20 protein-coding genes are annotated in these 18,682 nt (G+C 62.9%); 9 read left to right on the top strand and 11 right to left on the bottom strand.

What is annotated here, in order from left to right; all coding sequences use genetic code 11:
• The first annotated feature begins 16 nt into the window (after positions 1-16).
• Both WS66_RS21375 and WS66_RS21380 read left to right on the top strand, forming a co-directional pair.
• Positions 17-1,438 (top strand): M20 family metallopeptidase, encoded by a 1,422-nt coding sequence (locus WS66_RS21375; RefSeq protein WP_059606634.1) that lies wholly within the window; start codon positions 17-19, stop codon positions 1,436-1,438.
• Between the two features lie 35 nt (positions 1,439-1,473).
• Positions 1,474-2,760 carry an MFS transporter gene (locus WS66_RS21380; protein WP_059606633.1) on the top strand — a complete coding sequence of 429 codons (1,287 nt, stop codon included), beginning with the start codon at positions 1,474-1,476 and terminating at the stop codon, positions 2,758-2,760.
• A gap of 85 nt (positions 2,761-2,845) precedes the next feature.
• Here WS66_RS21380 and WS66_RS21385 read toward each other — a convergent pair whose 3' ends face one another.
• Together WS66_RS21385 and WS66_RS21390 are read right to left on the bottom strand one after the other, a co-directional pair.
• On the bottom strand, positions 2,846-3,898 hold the full coding sequence (locus WS66_RS21385; protein ID WP_059606630.1) for an NADP(H)-dependent aldo-keto reductase: 1,053 nt from the start codon (positions 3,896-3,898) through the stop codon (positions 2,846-2,848).
• Between the two features lie 201 nt (positions 3,899-4,099).
• Positions 4,100-4,537, bottom strand: a complete 438-nt coding sequence (locus tag WS66_RS21390) for a PaaI family thioesterase (protein WP_059606628.1) — start codon at positions 4,535-4,537, stop codon at positions 4,100-4,102.
• A gap of 169 nt (positions 4,538-4,706) precedes the next feature.
• Between WS66_RS21390 and WS66_RS21395 the strand changes: the two genes are divergently transcribed.
• Together WS66_RS21395 and WS66_RS21400 are read left to right on the top strand one after the other, a co-directional pair.
• A complete protein-coding gene (locus WS66_RS21395; RefSeq protein ID WP_059606626.1) occupies positions 4,707-5,189 on the top strand; it encodes a winged helix-turn-helix transcriptional regulator in 483 nt (160 codons plus the stop codon).
• Positions 5,190-5,392: 203 nt separating this feature from the next.
• Positions 5,393-6,016, top strand: a complete 624-nt coding sequence (locus WS66_RS21400; RefSeq protein WP_059606624.1) for a phospholipase D family nuclease — start codon at positions 5,393-5,395, stop codon at positions 6,014-6,016.
• A gap of 182 nt (positions 6,017-6,198) precedes the next feature.
• Here WS66_RS21400 and WS66_RS21405 read toward each other — a convergent pair whose 3' ends face one another.
• Positions 6,199-6,417, bottom strand: a complete 219-nt coding sequence (locus WS66_RS21405; protein ID WP_059606621.1) for a hypothetical protein — start codon at positions 6,415-6,417, stop codon at positions 6,199-6,201.
• Positions 6,418-6,709: 292 nt separating this feature from the next.
• Between WS66_RS21405 and WS66_RS21410 the strand changes: the two genes are divergently transcribed.
• Positions 6,710-7,681 (top strand): GGDEF domain-containing protein, encoded by a 972-nt coding sequence (locus WS66_RS21410; protein ID WP_059606619.1) that lies wholly within the window; start codon positions 6,710-6,712, stop codon positions 7,679-7,681.
• 73 nt (positions 7,682-7,754) lie between these two features.
• Here WS66_RS21410 and WS66_RS21415 read toward each other — a convergent pair whose 3' ends face one another.
• Positions 7,755-8,228 carry a VOC family protein gene (locus tag WS66_RS21415; RefSeq protein WP_059606617.1) on the bottom strand — a complete coding sequence of 158 codons (474 nt, stop codon included), beginning with the start codon at positions 8,226-8,228 and terminating at the stop codon, positions 7,755-7,757.
• Positions 8,229-8,347: 119 nt separating this feature from the next.
• Complete coding sequence (locus WS66_RS21420; protein ID WP_059606936.1) at positions 8,348-8,656, bottom strand: hypothetical protein; 309 nt, start codon at positions 8,654-8,656, stop codon at positions 8,348-8,350.
• Positions 8,657-8,859: 203 nt separating this feature from the next.
• On the opposite strand from WS66_RS21420, the gene WS66_RS21425 reads away from it, so the two are divergent.
• Positions 8,860-9,603, top strand: a complete 744-nt coding sequence (locus WS66_RS21425) for a DUF695 domain-containing protein (RefSeq protein WP_059606615.1) — start codon at positions 8,860-8,862, stop codon at positions 9,601-9,603.
• A gap of 411 nt (positions 9,604-10,014) precedes the next feature.
• Here WS66_RS21425 and WS66_RS33970 read toward each other — a convergent pair whose 3' ends face one another.
• Both WS66_RS33970 and WS66_RS34105 read right to left on the bottom strand, forming a co-directional pair.
• Positions 10,015-10,263: a hypothetical protein gene (locus WS66_RS33970; protein ID WP_162499695.1), complete on the bottom strand. Its 249-nt coding sequence runs from the start codon at positions 10,261-10,263 to the stop codon at positions 10,015-10,017.
• 134 nt (positions 10,264-10,397) lie between these two features.
• A complete protein-coding gene (locus tag WS66_RS34105; RefSeq protein ID WP_179955259.1) occupies positions 10,398-10,640 on the bottom strand; it encodes a hypothetical protein in 243 nt (80 codons plus the stop codon).
• 315 nt (positions 10,641-10,955) lie between these two features.
• On the opposite strand from WS66_RS34105, the gene WS66_RS21435 reads away from it, so the two are divergent.
• Positions 10,956-11,420, top strand: a complete 465-nt coding sequence (locus tag WS66_RS21435; protein WP_059606613.1) for a plasmid fertility inhibition factor family protein — start codon at positions 10,956-10,958, stop codon at positions 11,418-11,420.
• Between the two features lie 909 nt (positions 11,421-12,329).
• Here WS66_RS21435 and WS66_RS21450 read toward each other — a convergent pair.
• Positions 12,330-13,007 (bottom strand): class I SAM-dependent methyltransferase, encoded by a 678-nt coding sequence (locus tag WS66_RS21450; RefSeq protein WP_059606611.1) that lies wholly within the window; start codon positions 13,005-13,007, stop codon positions 12,330-12,332.
• A 900-nt stretch (positions 13,008-13,907) separates the two neighbouring features.
• Between WS66_RS21450 and WS66_RS21455 the strand changes: the two genes are divergently transcribed.
• Both WS66_RS21455 and WS66_RS21460 read left to right on the top strand, forming a co-directional pair.
• Positions 13,908-15,170, top strand: coding sequence for a cytochrome C (locus WS66_RS21455; RefSeq protein ID WP_174919805.1), 1,263 nt, complete (start codon positions 13,908-13,910; stop codon positions 15,168-15,170).
• 72 nt (positions 15,171-15,242) lie between these two features.
• Positions 15,243-15,842: a c-type cytochrome gene (locus WS66_RS21460; protein ID WP_082729044.1), complete on the top strand. Its 600-nt coding sequence runs from the start codon at positions 15,243-15,245 to the stop codon at positions 15,840-15,842.
• A gap of 108 nt (positions 15,843-15,950) precedes the next feature.
• Here WS66_RS21460 and WS66_RS21465 read toward each other — a convergent pair whose 3' ends face one another.
• From WS66_RS21465 to WS66_RS21475, 3 genes are all read right to left on the bottom strand, one after another.
• On the bottom strand, positions 15,951-16,298 hold the full coding sequence (locus WS66_RS21465; RefSeq protein WP_059606609.1) for a hypothetical protein: 348 nt from the start codon (positions 16,296-16,298) through the stop codon (positions 15,951-15,953).
• Between the two features lie 80 nt (positions 16,299-16,378).
• Entirely contained in the window at positions 16,379-16,999 is a 621-nt protein-coding gene (locus tag WS66_RS21470) for a hemerythrin domain-containing protein (RefSeq protein WP_059606606.1), read from the bottom strand.
• Between the two features lie 480 nt (positions 17,000-17,479).
• Positions 17,480-18,565 (bottom strand): NAD(P)/FAD-dependent oxidoreductase, encoded by a 1,086-nt coding sequence (locus WS66_RS21475; protein ID WP_059606604.1) that lies wholly within the window; start codon positions 18,563-18,565, stop codon positions 17,480-17,482.
• Positions 18,566-18,682: the final 117 nt, after the last annotated feature.

The following is an 18,682-nucleotide window of genomic DNA, read 5'->3' on the forward strand; positions in this document are numbered from 1 at the left end:
ATACAGGAGACACGTCTTGAGCCGTACCGCCGCCATCCAGCACGCGCTGAACCAGTTCGAATCGGGCGCGGTCTTCGCGACCCTGAGCCGCCGCGTCGGCCTGCGCACCGAAAGCCAGGACAGCGGCTCGCGCGCCGCGCTGCGCGCCTACCTGACCGACGAGATCGCGCCGGATGCCACGCGTCTGGGTTTCACGTCGCGCATCGTCGAGAACCCCGTCGACGGCGGCGGCCCGTTCCTGCTGGCGTCGCGCCACGAGGACGACGCGCTGCCGACCGTGCTCGTCTATGGTCACGGCGACGTCGTGCGCGGCTACGACGCGCAATGGCGCGCGCCGCTGTCGCCGTGGACGTTGACCGTCGACGGCGATCGCTGGTACGGCCGCGGCAGTGCCGACAACAAGGGTCAGCACACGATCAACCTGGCCGCGCTGGCGAGCGTGCTTGACGCGCGGGGCGGCCGGCTCGGCTTCAACGCGAAGCTGCTGATCGAGATGGGCGAGGAAACGGGGTCTCCGGGCCTCGACGCGCTGTGCCGGCAGGAGCGCGACGCGCTCGCGGCCGACGTGCTGATCGCATCCGACGGACCTCGCGTCACCGCCGAACGTCCGACCGTGTTCCTCGGCTCGCGCGGCTCCGTCAACTTCACGCTCAGCCTGCGCGCACGCGACGGCGGCCATCACTCGGGCAACTGGGGCGGCCTGCTGCGCAACCCGGCGACCGTGCTCGCGAATGCGCTCGCGAGCCTGGTCGACGCGCGCGGTGCGATCCGTGTCGCCGGGCTGCGCCCGCCTCCGATCCCGGCCGCCGTGCGCGCCGCGCTCGCCGACCTGTCCGTCGGCGGCGGCCCCGGCGATCCGGCGCTCGACGCGGACTGGGGCGAGCCGGGCCTCTCCGCCGCCGAGCGCGTGTTCGGCTGGAACACGTTCGAAATTCTCGCGTTCAAGGCCGGCAATCCCGACCATCCGGTCAATGCGATTCCGCCCGTCGCATATGCGCACTGCCAGTTGCGTTTCGTGGTCGGCACTGACTGGCAAGCGCTGCATGCGCACCTGCGCGCGCATCTCGATGCGCACGGCTTCAGCGACATCGAGATCGACGTCGAACGCGGCGCGCCGGCGACGCGCCTGTCGCCGGACGATCCGTGGGTCCATTGGGCTGTCGCGTCGCTCGCGCGCACGACCGGCAAGAAGCCCGCGATCCTGCCGAACCTCGGCGGCACGCTGCCAAACGAAGTATTCGCCGATACGCTGGGGCTGCCGACGCTGTGGGTGCCGCACTCGTATCCGGCGTGCTCGCAGCACGCGCCCGACGAGCACTTGCTCGCGAGCGTCGTGCGCGAGGGACTGCAGATGATGGCCGGCCTCTTCTGGGATCTCGGCGAGGCCGCGCCGCCTGTTCGCCACGCGGCACCCGCCGCGGCCGGCGCCGCCCTGTAACGCGCTTTGCCCCTTTCTCGAGACCTGCTCACACGATGAATACGACCACCCTGACCTCGCAGGACGCCGCGCGACCCAGCGCCGCGAAGATCCGGCGCATCATCTTCGCCGCGTCGATCGGCAATGCGCTCGAATGGTTCGACCTGATCGTCTACGGCTTTTTCGCGGTGACGATCGCCAAGCTGTTCTTCCCCACGACGAGCGAGGCGACGTCGCTGCTGCTCACGCTCGGCACGTTCGGGCTGTCCTACCTGATCCGGCCGATCGGCGGCTTCGTGCTCGGCGCCTACGCGGACCGCGCGGGCCGCAAGGCGTCGCTGCTGCTGTCGATCGGGATGATGATGGCCGGCACGCTGCTGATCGCGCTGATGCCGACCTATGCATCGATCGGCATCCTCGCACCGCTCGGGATCATGCTGTCGCGGCTGATGCAGGGCTTTTCCGCCGGCGGCGAATTCGCGAGCTCGACCGCGTTCCTCGTCGAACACGCGCCGCAGCGGCGCGGCTTCATGTCGAGCTGGCAGTTCGCGAGCCAGGGCCTCGCGACGCTACTGGCATCGGGCTTCGGTGCGCTGCTGACATCGACGCTGAGCGTCGCGCAACTCGAAAGCTGGGGGTGGCGCGTGCCGTTCCTCTTCGGTCTCGCGATCGGCCCGGTGGGGCTCTACATCCGCCGCTACGTCGACGAGGGGATCGAGTTCAAAACGCAGGCGCGCTCCGAAGCACCCGTGCGCGAGCTGTTCGCGGACCAGAAGATGCGCGTGCTGCTGTCGATCGGGGTGCTCGTGATCTCGACCGCGATCAACTACATGGTGCTGTACATGCCGACGTATGCGATCAAACAGCTCGGACTGCCCGCGTCGACGGGCTTCGCGGCGACGCTCGCGACCGGCTTCGTGCTGACGCTCGTCACGCCGCTGGTCGGCCATCTGTCCGATCGCACCGGGCGGATCCGCGTGATGACGGCGGCAGCCTTGCTGATGCTCGCCACCGTGTGGCCGACGTTCGTGTGGCTCACGCATCACGCGTCGTTCGCGACGATGCTCGCGGCGCTGATCTGGATCGGGCTGCTGAAGGCGACGTACTGCGGCGCGCTGCCGGCGCTGATGGCCGAACTGTTTCCGTCGCAGACCCGCGCGACCGGCCTCGCCGTCAGCTACAACACGGGCGTCACGCTGTTCGGCGGCTTCGCGCCGTTCGTGATCACGTGGCTGATCAGCGCAACCGGCAACCGGCTGTCGCCGGCGCTGTACCTGATGGGTTGCGCGGTGCTGAGTCTCGTCGCACTGATGGTCGCGCGCGCGCGGCTCGGGATGCGCTGACCGCGCTCACGAAGGAAACCGCGGCGCGGCAATGCGCGTCGGACGCGGTCCGTCGCGGCACCGTGCCGCGCGGGCCGCTCGCCGTTTACGGTGCCGGGTTCGGCTGCAGTTCGTGCAGCGCGTCGATCTCGGCGAGGATCTCGTCGGACAACGTCACGTCGATGCTGCCGATGTTCTCCTTCAGTTGCGCGAGCGACGTCGCGCCGACCAGGTTACTACGCACGAACGGCCGGCCGTTGACGAACGCGAGCGCCAGCTGCGCGGGCGACAGCCCGTGTCGTTTCGCGAGCGCGACGTAGCGCGACGTCGCCTCGACGGCCTGCGGCTTGCTGTAACGCTGGAAGCGCTCGAACAGCGTGATCCGCGCGCCGGCCGGACGCACGCCGTTCTCGTACTTACCGGACAGCCAGCCGAACGCGAGCGGCGAATACGCGAGCAGGCCGACGCCATCGCGATGCGTGAACTCGGACAGGCCGTTCTCGAACGTGCGGTTCAGCAGGCTGTACGGATTCTGGATGCTGGCGATGCGCGGCAAACCGAGCTTCTCGGCCGCGCGCAGGAACTGCGCGACGCCCCACGGCGTTTCGTTCGACACGCCGATCGCGCGGACCTTGCCGGCCTTCACGAATTCCGCGAGCACGCTTAGCGTTTCCTCGATCGGCACCGTGTACGCATCGTCGACCCACGGATACGCGGGGCGGCCGAACGTCGTGGTGCTGCGATCGGGCCAGTGGAGTTGATACAGGTCGACATAGTCGGTCTGCAGGCGCTTGAGACTGCCGTCGAGCGCCTCGGTCAGGTTCTTGCGGTCGAACTGGTTGCCTTCGCCGCGAATATGACGCGGATTGTGCGGCTGCCGTGCCGGGCCCGCGATCTTCGTCGCGAGCACGATCCGGTCGCGCTGCGCACGATGCTGCGCGAGCCAGGTGCCGATGTACTGCTCCGTGCGTCCCTGGGTATCGGGCTTCGGCGGCACCGGGTACATTTCCGCGGCATCGATCAGCGTGACGCCCTGCCCGAGCGCGAAATCGATCTGCTCGTGGGCGTCGCGTTCAGAATTCTGCTCGCCCCACGTCATCGTGCCGAGACCGATCAGGCTGACCTCGATGCCTGAATCGCCGAGTGTGCGGTATTCCATGCTGCTCCTGTCGCGTCAGTGGAAAGCAGGAACGCTATCACATTGAAGCGAGCGCTTCAGACGGCCGATGCGTTCGCTTACAGGCCGCCTTCGATGTGCGCCCGACCCTCGCTCATTCGCGGTACGGCGGCCTTCGCGTGTGCGTGCATGGTCCCGATGATGCCGGACGGCCGGGCTGGTATCAGGACGCCACCCGCTGCGTCATTGCGGCCGCTGAATGAAGCAAGTCGCCGATGCGTGCGCGACGATCTTGTCGTCCGGCGTCTTCAGTGTGCCTTCCGCGACGCCGAGCGAACGCGACAGGTGAATCACACGCCCCTCTGCGATCAGGTCGACGTCGCGCGGCACGGGGCGCAGCATTTTCACGTGGAGGTCGACCGTGCCATAACCGACGCCCGCGTCGAGCATCGAATGCACCGCGCAGCCCGTGACCGAGTCGAGCACCGTCGCGGCGAACCCGCCGTGCACGCCGCCGAGTGGATTCAGGTGCCGGCCGTCCGCACGCGCGGACATCTTCACGTAACCGAGCTCGACGCCCAGCGGTCGCATCGGGATCGTTTCCGAGATCGACGCGAGCGGCAGATCGCCCGCCGCGGCCGCGCGCAGCAGTTCGAGACCGGACAGGGAAAGCGGATTCATCGGGTTGTCTCCTGATTGAAAGCGCGTCGCCGCGCGAGTAAGTTCTAAATTGGAACTTATTATTGACAACCGCACCGGGCTTGTCAACGCAACCACCGCCCGTTGCAACCGAAGGCAAGTTCTATAATCCAACCCGCTCTTTCGCTGAACCGCCGCACGAGAATCGATCATGAAATGGGATGACATCGGCACGCTGAACTGTTCGGTCGCGCGCACGCTCGCCGTGCTCGGCGATCGGTGGACCATGCTGATCCTGCGCAACGCGTTTCTCGGCTGCCGCCGCTTCGATGCGTTCCAGACGCAACTGGGCCTCACGCGCCACGTCCTGGCCGAGCGGCTCGCGCGCCTCGTCGACGAAGGCGTGCTCGTCAAGCGCGCGTATCAGGCGCGCCCACCGCGCTTCGAGTACCGGTTGACGGAAAAAGGCCTCGACCTCTACCCGGCCCTGCTCGCGCTGATGACATGGGGCGATCGCTGGAAGGACGACGGCCAGGGGCCGCCGGTGCAATTGCGCCATCGCACCTGTGGTCAGCTGATGCACGCGGTCGCGGTGTGCTCGGCGTGCGGCGAGCCGCTTGACGCGCACGACGTGCAGCCGGAGCCCGGGCCCGGATGGATCGCACGCGAGGCGGCCGGACCGCTCGATGCCTGACGCATGGCGCGAAGCGGGTGTCGTGCCGCATGGCAGCGCACGATCACGGAGCCAATGCAGTTACCGCTCGGCACGATGAACGTCATCACGTCGACCGCGCCGGACCGTCACACGATGTCGCGCATTCGCATCCGCGCGTGACCGCGCCGCCGTGTCTGCGTTACACTCACGGCCCGCTGTCTCAAAATCATTCGCTGTCCAAGATGTTGTCGCGCCAACGCCTCGCCGCTGCCTGCCTCGCCGCCTCCCTGCTCGCCACGCCCTTCGCCGCCTTCGGCAAGACGCAAAATGAATCGCTGCTGCAGCAGGCGATCGACTTCATCGGGCGACTTCTGCCGGCCCCGACACACGAGGCGCCCGCCACGCAGGTTGTCGAATCTGCGTTCTCGCCCGATGGGGGTGCCGAGGCGCTCGTGCTGAAGGCAATCGGCGCCGCGCGCACCTCGATTCGCGTGGCAGCCTACTCGTTCACGTCGCCACCCGTCACGCGCGCGCTGCTCGCCGCGAAACGGCGCGGCGTGAATGTCGCGGTCGTCGTGGACGACAAGGGCAATCGCGCGAAGAGCAGCAAGCAGGCACTGAACCTGCTCGTCAACGCGGGCATTCCGACACGCACGATCGACGCCTATGCAATCCACCACGACAAGTATGTCGTGGTCGATGCCGAGCATGTCGAGACGGGCTCGTTCAACTACAGCGCCTCGGCAGCCAGCCGCAATTCCGAAAACGTCGTCGTGGTCTGGAACAATCCGCAACTCGCGTCGCGCTACCTTGCGCATTGGCAAAGCCGCTTCGACCAGGGTACGCCGTACCGCTCGACGTACTGACCGTTCGTACGCGTGCGATCGTCAGACGCCGTTCGCATGCGGCGCGGCCGACGCGCATCGTTGCGCGCATTCGCGCCGGGATGTCGTCGATGATCGGTGCGCATAGCACGCCGGTCAATCTGGCCGAATGGCCTGCATACCGGGCGTGACGGCGCCGCGATCGGTGGAATCGGTTGATGAAATCAGTGGATGTCGGGCGATCGCTCCGCGATCTGCGTGGTCGCGACACACCGGCTCGCATGCGCACGCGCATCGCTGGCCGAAGACTTCGGTCGATCGCGAGTCCCGCCCGGCAGCGCGCCGAGCACACAGTCCGCACTGAAGGTCAGCGTGTCCTGGACCATCGGATAGAGCAGATACAGCGCCAACGCGAGATACCCCGCGTACAGAATTCGAACCATGGTGCGGTGGATGAGCGATTGATCTTGCCCTGTTTACGGCATCGCGCCGAAGAGCTTGAGCCGCCGGGCATCAAATTGCATGCCGGCAGCGACGCACGACATATGAAGCGTTCGCGTCGCATCGACATGGCGATTCCGCACAACACGGCGTGCAGCGCAATGGCGAATGCGCGATACTGTTCGGCGTGCGCGGCGATATCGGCACGAATGCGCCGACGGGCTTGCGCACGCGCCGAGTGACATACAGATGATCGATAACCGGCTCCGCAGCCGGGACCAGAGACAAAAACCAATGCAGATTGCTTCCAAACCGGTCGACGAGGCGGCCCGGCTCGAGACGCTTCATTCATTGTCGATCCTCGACACGCCGCCGGAAGAACGGTTCGACCGCCTCACGCGCCTCGCGCGCCGGCTGTTCGACGTTCCGATCGCACTCGTCAGCCTCGTCGACGAGAATCGCCAGTGGTTCAAGAGTCATCCAGGTCTCGACGCCACGCAGACCTCGCGCGACGTCTCGTTCTGCGCACATGCGCTGCTCGCGGACGACACGATGGTGATCCAGGACGCGCGCAACGACGATCGCTTCCACGACAATCCGCTGGTCACCGGCCAGCCCGGCATCCGCTTCTACGCGGGCCGGCCGCTTGCCGCGCCGAACGGCGCACCCGTCGGCACGCTGTGCCTGATCGACACGCGGCCGCGCGAACTCTCCGTCGACGAACTCGCGCTGCTCGGTGATCTCGCGCACATGACCGAACGCGAAATCGCGGCCCTGCATCTCGCGACGACCGACGAGCTGACCCAACTGACGAACCGGCGCGGCTTCGAGATTCTCGCGCGCCACGTGCTGAGCCTGTGCGAGCGCGTGGACCGGCACGCGGTACTGCTCTTCTTCGACCTGAACGACTTCAAGGCGATCAACGACCGCTTCGGCCATGCCGAAGGCGACCGCGCGCTCATGGCCTTCGCGGACACGCTGACCGGTGCACTGCGCGACAGCGACGTGATCGCCCGACTCGGCGGCGACGAATTCGTCGTGCTGTTGAGCGCCAGCGATCCGGCCGACGTCGGCGAGCCGATCGAGCGCGTCACGCAGGCACTCGCGCTGCGCAACGCGGCCGACGCACGCGGCTATGCGATCCGGTTCAGTGTCGGCTACGTGGCATACGATCCCGCGCAACATCGCACCGTGGCCGACCTGCTCGAATCGGCCGATCGCCACATGTACGACGACAAGCAGCGCCGCAAAGCCGCCGGCGCCTGAGCACGGATGAACCGCTCTCGGATACGCGGCGCCGCTGCCGCAAGCCGCGTTCGGTCCGATACGCGCCGTTCGGTCAGCTTCCGCAGGGGGGCGCGCTCGCCATCGCTTCCGCGATCTGCTCCGGCGTCAGGTCGCGCTTGTGGGTCGCAATCGACCAGCGATGGCCGAACGGATCCTCCACCTGGCCATAGCGATCTCCCCAGAACATGTCGGCGGCCGGCATCCTGACTGTCGCTCCGGCCGCGACGGCCTGCGCGATCGCCGCATCGGTGTCCGGTACGAACAGGTGGAGGCAGACCGGCGTGCCGTTCAGCGTCTTCGGCCCGAGTGCGCCGTGCTCCGGCATTTCATCGACGAGCATCAGTGTCGAATCGCCGATTGCGAGGCACGCGTGCGCGAGCCGGCCGTCCGGGGTCGGCAGGCGAAACCGTTCGGTCGCGTTGAACGCACGCTTGTAGAAGTCGATGGCGGCGGCTGCGCCGGCGCAGATCAGATGCGGTGTCAGCGTGCGCATCCCTTCCGGGATCGGGTTGACGGACGTGGCCATGGGTGTCGCTCCTTCAGTCGGTTATCGTGGCGGAAATCGGGACGGACGCACGATGCGCACGCCTCCGATGCTACGACGGGCGGACTCGACGGAAATCGACACGCCTGCAGACATTTTTTTCAGATCTGCGGTAGGTCACGCAGCGTACGCGACTCGCTTGTCGCATCGATGTCGAGTTCGATCCCTTCCGACGCGTCGCGATAGAGCACGCGCTTCAGTCTCGGCCCCACCGCCGTCCCGTCTGCTTCGTCAAACACTGCGCGAACGTCGTTGCCGGCTGCAAGCGCGCGCGCAACTTCCGCCACCAACGCCTCGCTCGGCGTCGCCGCCCACGACCGGTCCGCCGGATTGACGGCCGCCCAGCGCACGTGCGTCACACGCGCGCTGAGCACGTCGATTCGGACACCATTCACCGCGAACATCGACATCGGAATCTCCTTCGAAACGATTGCGGCCGGACGAACGCCGGACGATGGAAACCGGCGATGGCGCAACAGCACGCGAATTTGACCGCCGCCAGACCAGCCTGACGCACGATCATCCCCGCACGCGGCTTCGGCCAACGCGATTTTCGATGATACATTGGGACGCTTTGCAACCGTCAACAGACAATCGTGCACGGGAGAAACACATGACCGACGCCTGGGGAACCTTCCCTGCCAGAATGGGCGACCATCAGGCCTTCATCAGCTTCAATCACGGCTTTGCGGAAATCGCCGAAAGCGATCCGCGCACGTCGCTGTTCAGCGTGCGCGTCACGTTCGCGCATCCGACGCCCGACGGCCTGCCGAGCAGCGACGAGTTCGCCGGTCTCACGAAAGTCGAAGATCTGCTGGACGCCGCAGTGACCGCGAAAAACGGCGTGCAAGTCGGCCGCATCACGGTCGAAGGCAACCAGGATTTCCTGTTCTACGTGCCGTTCGACGAGGAAGCCGCGGCCGGGATCGTCGACTCGCTGGCCGAGCACACGACCTACGCGCTTCAGTACGCATACCAGGACGATCCGGACAAGGAAACGTACTGGCGCACGCTCTACCCGACCGACGACGACTGGCAACTGATGCGCGACATGCGCGTGCTCGATGCGCTGCGGCAGAAAGGCGACGTGAGCGACGCGAGCCGGCGCGTGATGCACTGGGCTTACTTCCCTGAACCGAGCGACGCGCACCAGTTCGCCGACTGGGCCGAGTCGAAAGGTTATCTGGTCGAATCGGTCGCGCCGACCGAGGACGGCAAATCGGCCGTGAGGTTTGCGCACGAAGGCACGATGGTGCTGGCCGACATCACACACCATACGCTCGAGATCAATCGCGAGGTACGCTCGCTCGGCGGCGAATACGACGGCTGGGAAACCAGCGTCGAGCAGGCGGGCTGATCCCGCCGACACGCGCGTTGCGCGCGTGTCGGACCTTGACGGGTTCGGTACAAAAAGCATCCCGGCAGCGCGACTGTGCGCCGCCGGGACCAAGGCATCGCCGGCCGTAACCGGCAATGGGCCCAAGCAACCGCTCAGGCACGAGGAAAGCGATTCATGCGGCTCGGGCGAACGGATGCCGTGGCGCAAGACGCCGCCTGCCGAACGCCTGTCCGTTTCCGCCGACGCGGCTTGCATGCGTCGTGCAGGGAAAAAGCCCCCGCTCCTGCGCGAGCGAGCGGGGAAATGGTTGACCGGGCCGGGGTAGAACGGTCAACCGGCCAGATTGTGATCGTGCCCCGTGCAACCGTCTGTGCGGCAACTCACCCTTTCATACGGAGAGTCCGTGTGCCTGGCGCAGCATGCAGCTCGTCACGGTCCAAGCGGGACGCCTGCGGCCGGTGCGGCAATCACGAGGATCACCGGAAGCAACACGATGGCCCCGATCATCATTACGCCGTCGGCCGCCAGCGTGACGGGGGGCGCGAGCACGCGCAGGGCCGTGCCGCCCTTCGTGAGGCGATCGTCGACCCCACTCTTGCAGGTATGGGAAAACGACCACGTCTTGCCTCGCTCAAAACCGCCGACCCGATAGAGCGTACCGTTCAGCGCGCCGTCCATGCTCAGTTCGTTCCAGTCGAGATTGCTGACGATTTCAACGACGACCTCACTGACGATTTTCGCGGCTGAAGCATCGCCGTCGACCGTATTGTCGACTGCATCGGCGGCAGCAGCCTGCGCCGCAGGGATTTCGATCAGTGGCGCGCCCTGCGGCTGACCAGCTGTGCCAGCCAGTCGACGAGATTGGCGCGCGCGTCGTCCTCGTCGGCGAAGTCATTGCGTTTCAGAAAGCGTTCGAACATGACCGACGCGAACGTCTTGCCTCGCGAAATGGAATCCAGTTGCCAGTCGACCACGGCGACTCGCCCCGTTTCCCGCGTTTCGAGTGTCGACGTGAAGCGGTAATCGAGATATTCGATCTCAAGTTCCGGCGACATGATTTTCTCCGGCCAATCCGCCCGCTCGGTTCTTATGACGCGCTGCGCCGGTCCGGCTTCACGCGCTGCGTGAATCTTGTGTGAATCCGGGGCTGTACGTCATTCCGTGCAGGCAGTATCGCGATATTCTCGCGAGCTATCGACCTCGACTGAAAATACATGGCCGTCGCGTCCGGTATCCGTTGCGTGATCGATTCCGCGCCGCGGTCGCTCGCGCGTGATTTCGCCCTGTCGATTCCGGATATCCGACTGCTCCGCGGCTGCGGCCGTGCTGCTACACTCCCGCCACAAAAATCGCTTGCCCCCAAGGAAACAATGTCACTCGCTCGGGCACAACATGATGGTGTCGATGTCTGGATCATCCAGCTTTCGGGGCATGCCGCCTATGCCTCCACGCATCTCAAGCGTGTATTCGCATCCGACGACTCGCGACATCGCGTCGTGACGGTCGACCTGACGAAACTGCTCGCCTGCGCCGATCGCGACACGACGGACTATGTGTTGCCATCGGTTCAGTACTGGGCGCCTGGCAAGGCCGCCGGCATCCGCGACTTCCTCGACCCGGCCCAAGCCCGGATTCCCGAGATGCCCTTCATCACCTTTCGCGAGACGAGAACGCGGATGCTGTTCGGCATTCCGGGGCTGTCGAAAGTCGGCGTCGCGTCGTTCCGAAACGGTCAGCATCGCGCGCGATATCTGGCGTATGCCGGGGCAACGAGCATGCCGGTCGAGGTACATGAAACGGAGGCGGATTTGCTCATGCGGTATTGCGGCGAGTGACTGGCGCGATGCGCCATCTTTTCCGTCTCTTGCGGAATCGGTCGTGCAACGTGCGAACGCTGGACCCGGTGCCGGCAGGCCGTCAGGCTTCGATCACGTAGATCCGGTCAGCGACTTCCGTCGAGCCAATGAAGCTCGTTTCAGCGCGTGCCAATCGCATCCATTGTGCTCGTAGAAGCCAATCGCGCTGACATTGCCCTCAAGCCCCGAAAGATGAACCCTGTCCGCACCGATATTTTTGACGGTGGGTTGAGTCGCGAGTCACACGAGATGCTGCACGAGGGCACGACTGGCAAAAAAATGTCCCGACGCCTTCCGGGTTGTCGGGACCGAACGGCCCTGCAAAGCTGAGGGCACGAGGAATCGAAATATTACACCAATGTAAGACTGTCAATCTTTGGTGGTTTATGCCAAGTCACTGGCTTATTCCGCCAATCTGCAGGTTTCAGCTCAGCATCATGTGATGCCTGAATCACCGGCCGACGTTCGAAGAGCCAACACACAATGAGTCGGCGACGGTTTAGTCGCGTCTCAATTTGCCCTCGGCATCCTCTTGACGCGCAAGATGAACCTCCCACTGCCTCAAGCTCCAGAGGTGCCAATAGCGCGGATGAAACACCATCGTCCAGAATGTAATGTTGCACGGCAGGCCGATTTTCCGGCAGATTTTTGCCATTTGTTCCGTCCGGAAATGATGTGCTACCAATGGTGCTGCGCATGCAATTATGAGTAACTCGAGCCAGAAGTTCTGAATCATATTTCAACTGAATGTGTCGGACTGGAAGAGCCACGACTCCCGGAGATGGTTCGCGACGATTTTTTTCATGGCCTTTGTATCGGTGCCTCTCGGTCACTGCATTGTTTCGAAGATCAAAATTTGCGATCGACCGAACATCAGCGTGAATCCCGTCAGGAGGCGGCTAAGACGCGCAACGCCGGGTATGTTACGACGGCAGTTCCGCCCGTGATTTTCCGGGTCCACAGGATCGAGAGGGGCTTCAGGAGCAGGTAGAACGGGAGCAGCGCCATGCGCTCGCAGCGATCGATGTGGATATCCTTGAGCGTGCAGCCCATCGCACCAAACACATAGATCAGTTGAAGCGGCGTGAACGGACTCACGTGGCCACAACCGGGCGACACCCCGTGAGTCTGGCGCACACCACGCACATCGAACTGGAAGAAAGTACCGGTAAAGAGAAACTGCAAGCGCGAATGCAGATTCGATACATTCGGCGTTGAATCGATGATGATGCCATTCTGCCGCGTTACGCGAACCAACTCCGAAATGAGATTCGCCGGATTCGGTACGTGATCGCCCCCTTCAAGGCAGGTGACTGCACCGAACTCGTCATTCTGGAACGGGAGGGAAGCTTCCATGTCGGCTACGACGGAATCGTCGTAGCCATGGATGTCTGCCTGCACTACATCATGGCCGAGCGCATTCAATGATGCGGCGAACACGCCGGAACCTGATGGTATATCGAGGATTCTGGTCTTCCCGTGGCATCGGGCTGCGAAATACTGGAGCGCCTGCTTCATGTATTCCGTTTGACCGTGAAGGTAGTAGCTGTGGTCGCGATGTTTCATTTTATGGTGCTGGCGGCGATAGGTATAAGTTGTATACCAGCAGACAATCTGCGACTCATATTAGATATGTCTGAAAAGTGATTCGTTTGACAGAAAAATGGGGGCGATCTTACTTTTCTTGGTATCGCCTTCGGGTGTTGTGCTTCAGCGAGCCGCGTTTTCGCTGTATTGTCGCGTGCAGCAGAGACCGATTAGCCAAGGCAAGCGACGCCGGGCCGGCGAAATGCAACGCTCCACGGTTGGCCGTGCAATATTCGTTGCGGCTCAACTAGTGACCTGCTCCCCGCGTTTAGTACGGTGACGGTGTAGAGTCTGTTCCAGAGCGGAATGGCAATGAAAAAGCGATTCACCGAAGAACAAATCATCGGCATCTTGTGGGAAGCCGAGGCTGGCCTGAATCCGCCGTCTCTACCGGCCATTCGATTCCGCAGGAGCGCCTGCTGCTGTTCCGCCACGGCACCGTCCACATCATCGGCCAGCACGCCCTCTCATCGAGGTGGGGGGCCATATGCCACGCGCCGTGATCAATGCAGGAGTTAGAGTTTTTGACTTCGATCATATTTCCTCAGCCGGCTGCCTCTATATTGACCTCGAGTTCGGCGTAACCCGCATCACGAACATGGGGTTTCACCCGTAGACATATGCCGGATTCGACGCAGGCCGCCGGCGGACCTACGTATCTGATGCACGTTAGAGTTGACGAAACGGCATTCCGTCGTATTCTGTTAAATACTGTTAAAAAGACGCCGCCAGCGACAGCCCGTTTCAGCGCCAACGAGATCGGGCGTGAAGTCCATCGAGAAGAACGACGAAGGGGACGACATGGTCAACCGGACGAGAAAGTATTCCCTTGCCGTGTTTGTACTGGCTGCGGCTGTGCTGTCATTTTCATCCAAGGTCATGGCGGTACCTGCGTTCGCGCGGCAAACCGGGCTGGCCTGCGTCGCGTGTCATGTCAGCTTCCCTGAGTTGACGCCCTTTGGCCGCTTCTTCAAGTTGACCGCCTACACGCTTTCCAACAAATGGACTATTCCGCTCGCAGGGATGGTCCAGATGTCCCAGACCAACACTCGCAGCATCAACAACGCCAACTACGACTTCGCCCGCAATCAAGACGTTGTGCTGCAGCAGGCGAGCTTATTCTACGGCGGCCGCATTGCTGGTCCGGTCGGTGCGTTTGCGCAGTGGACGTACGACGGGATCGCTCACCACAGCGGGATCGACAATACGGATATCCGTGCCGCAGGGCATTTCACGCGGGACGATATCGATTTCATCTACGGCGTTACGGTCAACAACAATCCGACCGTTTCCGATGTCTGGAATACCACCCCTGCCTTTGGTTTTCCGTATGCGTCGAGCAGCATTTCTTTGACGCCGACCGCAAGTACGCTTATCGATGGCGGTCTCGCTCAACAGGTTGCGGGTGTATCCGCCTACGCCTTCTGGAACCGGACCATATATGCAGAGTTCGGCTTTTACCGTACGGCCGATCAGATGTTTTCGGTGTTTCGGACCGGTCAGGACTCCGCGACACCCGGCGGTGTCAAGCGCCTGAAAGGCGCCAATCCGTACTGGCGGCTCGCTTACAACCGCGAGTTCGGGCCACATTCTCTCGAGGTGGGCACCTTCGGCATGATCGCCGATGTCTATCCGGATAACACGATCCCGACGACCCCAACCGACCGTTTCACCGATTTTGGCCTGGACGCCCAGTACCAGTACATTACGCTGTCAAATGCATTCACGGCCCAGATCGCGTTCATTCACGAAAAGCAGGACTGGAGCGCAAGTTTCCCAAGCGGAGGGATCGGTGCAGGACCGACCCCCACCAATCCGACGGACCACCTGAATACCCTCAAGCTCAAGGCGTCGTATTACTACCAGCGCAAGTACGGTGCCACGCTGGGGTACTTCTCGACGACAGGAAATGCGGATGCGGGGCTATACGGCGCCGTTCCAGTGACAGGGAGTGCAAATGGCTTGCCCGATACGCGAGGCATCATCCTCGAACTCGACTACCTGCCGATGCCGCAAGTGAAGCTGTCCGTGCAGTACACCTGGTTCCTCAAGTTCAATGGCGCACGATTCAACTATGACGGAAGCGGACGGAACGCCAGCGATAACAACACGCTGTATCTGCTCGCCTGGCTTGTCTTCTGACCCGCGAGGTAACTCATGCGCACGATTTTCTGCCGCTCTGGAGCCGTCCCGACGAACTTGCTTCGCTTGCCGATGCCGCTGGTGCCGGCTCTTGGCATCCTCGCAATCCTGATCGGGATGCCATCAACCACGCACGCCGAAGATGGCGCGCGCCTCGCCACCCAGCTTTGCGCTGCTTGCCACGGCGTACACGGACATAGCGAATCGCCGATTTTTCCCCGGCTGAGCGCTCAGACACCGGAATATCTGACTGCGCAGCTCAAAGGATTCCGTGAACATGCGCGCGGCGAAACGGATGCCCGTTCGTACATGTGGGCAATCGCGTCGCAACTCGACGATGCGACGATCGCATCGCTGGCCGACTATTACTCGCACCAGGAGCCGGTGCGCGGTGCACCGGGCGACGCGGCAATGATGTCGAAGGGACAGGAAATCTTCGAACATGGCGTGCCTGATCGCGGAACTCCCGCGTGCTCGTCGTGCCACGGCGCACAGGGCCAGGGAATCGGCCAGTTTCCGCGCCTTGCCGGCCAGCACAAGGAATATCTGCTTCGTCAGATCGAAGTCTTCAGGAACGGAACACGCGCAAATGCGCCCGTCATGACCGCTGTCGCGCATACGCTGGACGCCGATCAAGCGAAAGCCGTCGCAGAGTGGCTGGAGTCCCATTAGTCCTCGCCGCCCCTCGTTGACGGGCGGAAGTCGGATGGCTGCTCGCGACATCCGTAATGAGATGCTCGCGATTTCGGCCAAACGACAGTTCGCCCCGCGCCACTTGCGCTATAGCGCGTACTGCAATGCCAGGTCGAAACCGATTACGACCAGCGAGCAGCCGAGGCCGGCCAGGACGTTTCCGACACGATGTTCGAAATCGTGATGGCGGCTGATCCAGGCTGCAATCAGGAAAACGCCTTCGAAGACGACCTGAAGCGCAACAAACACGAGCATTAACAGGAACTCGTAGCCCATGAACCGGAAGTTCGAGAAGTTCACGCCGTATTCGGCGACCGACCTGCCCACCCTGAGCACTTCATATGCCAACAACAGGATCGGAAACACGTAACTGGCGACGTAGGTGGGAACACTTGCGTGCCGCAGTTCCAGATGAAAGTGGTGAATGGCTTGCATATCTCCTCCTGCGTCGGCTTCCGGTACTCAAAAGCCTTCCTGCATTTCGTGGTGGCAGATCCTGCTGATCCGCATGTGCATCACATGACCGGCCGTCCATCGAACGACGCGACTGAACAGCCAGCGTCCTGATCCGGGATGGTTTGGACGATCATCGAGAACAATTTGCCCAGATCTTCTTCAAGCTTTTCTCCGTCGAATGGATCGCGATTGGCGCCAAAGGCGGCGTCGATCTCTGCCCAATCATCCATTGTCAACAGACGTTTGGCGGCCGGCAGAATCAGTGTCTCTTCCAGACACCGGTGGTCCGCATAGAACTCCGCATAATCGTCCATCAGCGCGCCCAGCGTACGAAGCGCTGGCGCGCCCTTCAACTCGTACCGGGTCAGCGCGTGCTCCAGATTTCTCAACTTCAATTCGCCTCGATCGTGCTGTGACTCCAGTTCATCAAGGACACTGTCGAACTCGTCGGTTCGATCCCGCAATGGCCTGAACAGGTAGCGATCCTCTTTGGGATGGTGTACCTGTTGCGGGTATTCCCGAATGTAGTAAAGCATCGCCCGAAACACCATGAGGCCCGGAACGGGTGCCCCTGCAACAAGCAGATGGACAAAGCGCTGCATGCCCCCGATCACGGTAAGCAACTGGTCGTGCTCGTGGAGGATGACGGTTATAGCGCTACGCGGCCTGAGCAACGGCATCTCAACCTCCGCACCGGAAGGTGAAGTTTGTTTGCGAATCAGCTTACTGACTCACCCCGACAGCGAGCGAGAAAGCCTGTTTCGATACTTCAATGTTGGTCATCCGCCGCCCGACATCAAAGTGCACCAACACCACCGCGTTGATGGAGATCAACGATCTGTGCGGGCATCATCACCGGGATGTGTTCCGATGGCGGCCTGCGCCCCTTTCAACCGACTATAGGGCAAATGATCCTTGGCATTTGTCTGGTCTTTATCGGATGCATCATCGGTTCCTTGACCCGGCGAAACCTCAACGGCAGCTTCCGAGGTACTCCAGCCTTTCGCTCAACCAAGCAAAGCAGCCGCGGCGGTTTGACACCGTTGTTGTCATTCGAGGCCTATTGCGTCCTGCTTTGGACGAGTGACGACGCGTTTAGCAACGTCGACACGATGCTTGATTCCTCGCCTTCCCCGTCGCGCCCAGGTCGGTCCATGTCTCTAAAGCGCGGAGAAATCCCGGGCGCCCCGCGAGGGATGAACGGCGGCCACGCGCTCGGCGAGATTTGCATCGTAGCTCGAGTGCACATGCACGCGTTTCTTGTCGGGACACGCATAGACGTATGCTTTGCGCAGCGCGAGCGATGCCTCATGAAACCCGGACAGGATCAGCTTCTGCTTGTTCGGATAACCGGCGATGTCGCCTGCCGCGAAGATACCTGGCCGTGAGCTTTCGTAGTACGACGTATCGACGACGATCCGTCCGGCCTGCACGGCGATCCCCCAGTTGGCGATCGGACCAAGGTCCGCGACAAGTCCGTAGAGCACGAGCAATTGATCTGTGTCGAGGCACACCGAGCCACCGATCTGGCGAACCTCGATCGATTCGAGTGTCCCCCCGGGCGCATTCAGCCCAGCAATCGTGCCAACCACGAAATCCATCTCGCCCGCCGCGACCGCCTGCTGCAACCGGGCGATGCTCGAGTCCGTCGCGCTGAAGCCGTTCCGCCGATGAACGAGCGTGACGCGCCCCGCGACCGAGCGCAGCGCCAGCGCCCAGTCGAGCGCGGAGTCGCCACCGCCCGCGACCACGACGTTTTTTCCTGCGAAGCCGTTCACGTCGGAAACGCTGTAATGGATGCACCGGCCTTCAAGGAACGACGCCTCGTCGAGTGCCAGCCGTTGCGGCACAAACGCTCCGTTGCCAGCAGCAATCAAGATCGCCGCGGCGTCGAACGCATACCCTTTGTCGGTGCGAGCGAGCCATCGACCGCCCTCGAGCCGGTCAAGCGTCTCGATACGCTGACCGAGATGCATCGGAGGATCGAAGGGCCGGCATTGCTCGACGAGGCGATCGACAAGATCGCGTGCAGTGCACGATGGTATGCCAGGGATATCGTAGATCGGCTTGTCCGGATACAGTGCGATGCACTGGCCACCCGGGCGCTCGATCCCGTCAACGATCCGGCACGACAGGCCGATCACGCCTGCCTCGAACGCGGCGAAAAGGCCCACGGGACCTGCACCGACAATCAGCACGTCGGTTCTTAAAGGACTCGCAAGCGAGGAATTTTCCGGTGATGTCACGTGTCCTCCTCGTGAATGTCATGCGGGGCGCAGCACTACGCCTGCATTTTTCCCATATCGAGCCGGTACAAACTCGCAACGACGCCATTACCGCACCCGTCGACTACTCCAAGGTTC

Origin of the sequence: Burkholderia sp. LA-2-3-30-S1-D2, from assembly GCF_001523915.2 — a bacterium.
GTDB classification, from domain to species: Bacteria; Pseudomonadota; Gammaproteobacteria; order Burkholderiales; family Burkholderiaceae; genus Burkholderia; species Burkholderia diffusa.

Bases quoted from the DNA above. Each gene is read 5' to 3' on its own strand.
- WS66_RS21465 (WP_059606609.1), bottom strand. From the start codon at position 16,298: ATGCAAGCCATTCACCACTTTCATCTGGAACTGCGGCACGCAAGTGTT.
- WS66_RS21425 (WP_059606615.1), top strand. From the start codon at position 8,860: ATGACCGACGCCTGGGGAACCTTCCCTGCCAGAATGGGCGACCATCAG.
- WS66_RS21405 (WP_059606621.1), bottom strand. From the start codon at position 6,417: ATGGTTCGAATTCTGTACGCGGGGTATCTCGCGTTGGCGCTGTATCTG.
- WS66_RS21455 (WP_174919805.1), top strand. From the start codon at position 13,908: ATGGCGGTACCTGCGTTCGCGCGGCAAACCGGGCTGGCCTGCGTCGCG.
- WS66_RS34105 (WP_179955259.1), bottom strand. From the start codon at position 10,640: ATGTCGCCGGAACTTGAGATCGAATATCTCGATTACCGCTTCACGTCG.
- WS66_RS21400 (WP_059606624.1), top strand. From the start codon at position 5,393: ATGTTGTCGCGCCAACGCCTCGCCGCTGCCTGCCTCGCCGCCTCCCTG.
- WS66_RS21380 (WP_059606633.1), top strand. From the start codon at position 1,474: ATGAATACGACCACCCTGACCTCGCAGGACGCCGCGCGACCCAGCGCC.
- WS66_RS21390 (WP_059606628.1), bottom strand. From the start codon at position 4,537: ATGAATCCGCTTTCCCTGTCCGGTCTCGAACTGCTGCGCGCGGCCGCG.
- WS66_RS21450 (WP_059606611.1), bottom strand. From the start codon at position 13,007: ATGAAACATCGCGACCACAGCTACTACCTTCACGGTCAAACGGAATAC.
- WS66_RS21435 (WP_059606613.1), top strand. From the start codon at position 10,956: ATGTCACTCGCTCGGGCACAACATGATGGTGTCGATGTCTGGATCATC.
- WS66_RS21415 (WP_059606617.1), bottom strand. From the start codon at position 8,228: ATGGCCACGTCCGTCAACCCGATCCCGGAAGGGATGCGCACGCTGACA.
- WS66_RS21460 (WP_082729044.1), top strand. From the start codon at position 15,243: ATGCCGCTGGTGCCGGCTCTTGGCATCCTCGCAATCCTGATCGGGATG.
- WS66_RS21410 (WP_059606619.1), top strand. From the start codon at position 6,710: ATGCAGATTGCTTCCAAACCGGTCGACGAGGCGGCCCGGCTCGAGACG.
- WS66_RS21470 (WP_059606606.1), bottom strand. From the start codon at position 16,999: ATGCCGTTGCTCAGGCCGCGTAGCGCTATAACCGTCATCCTCCACGAG.
- WS66_RS21395 (WP_059606626.1), top strand. From the start codon at position 4,707: ATGAAATGGGATGACATCGGCACGCTGAACTGTTCGGTCGCGCGCACG.
- WS66_RS33970 (WP_162499695.1), bottom strand. From the start codon at position 10,263: ATGGACGGCGCGCTGAACGGTACGCTCTATCGGGTCGGCGGTTTTGAG.
- WS66_RS21420 (WP_059606936.1), bottom strand. From the start codon at position 8,656: ATGTCGATGTTCGCGGTGAATGGTGTCCGAATCGACGTGCTCAGCGCG.
- WS66_RS21385 (WP_059606630.1), bottom strand. From the start codon at position 3,898: ATGGAATACCGCACACTCGGCGATTCAGGCATCGAGGTCAGCCTGATC.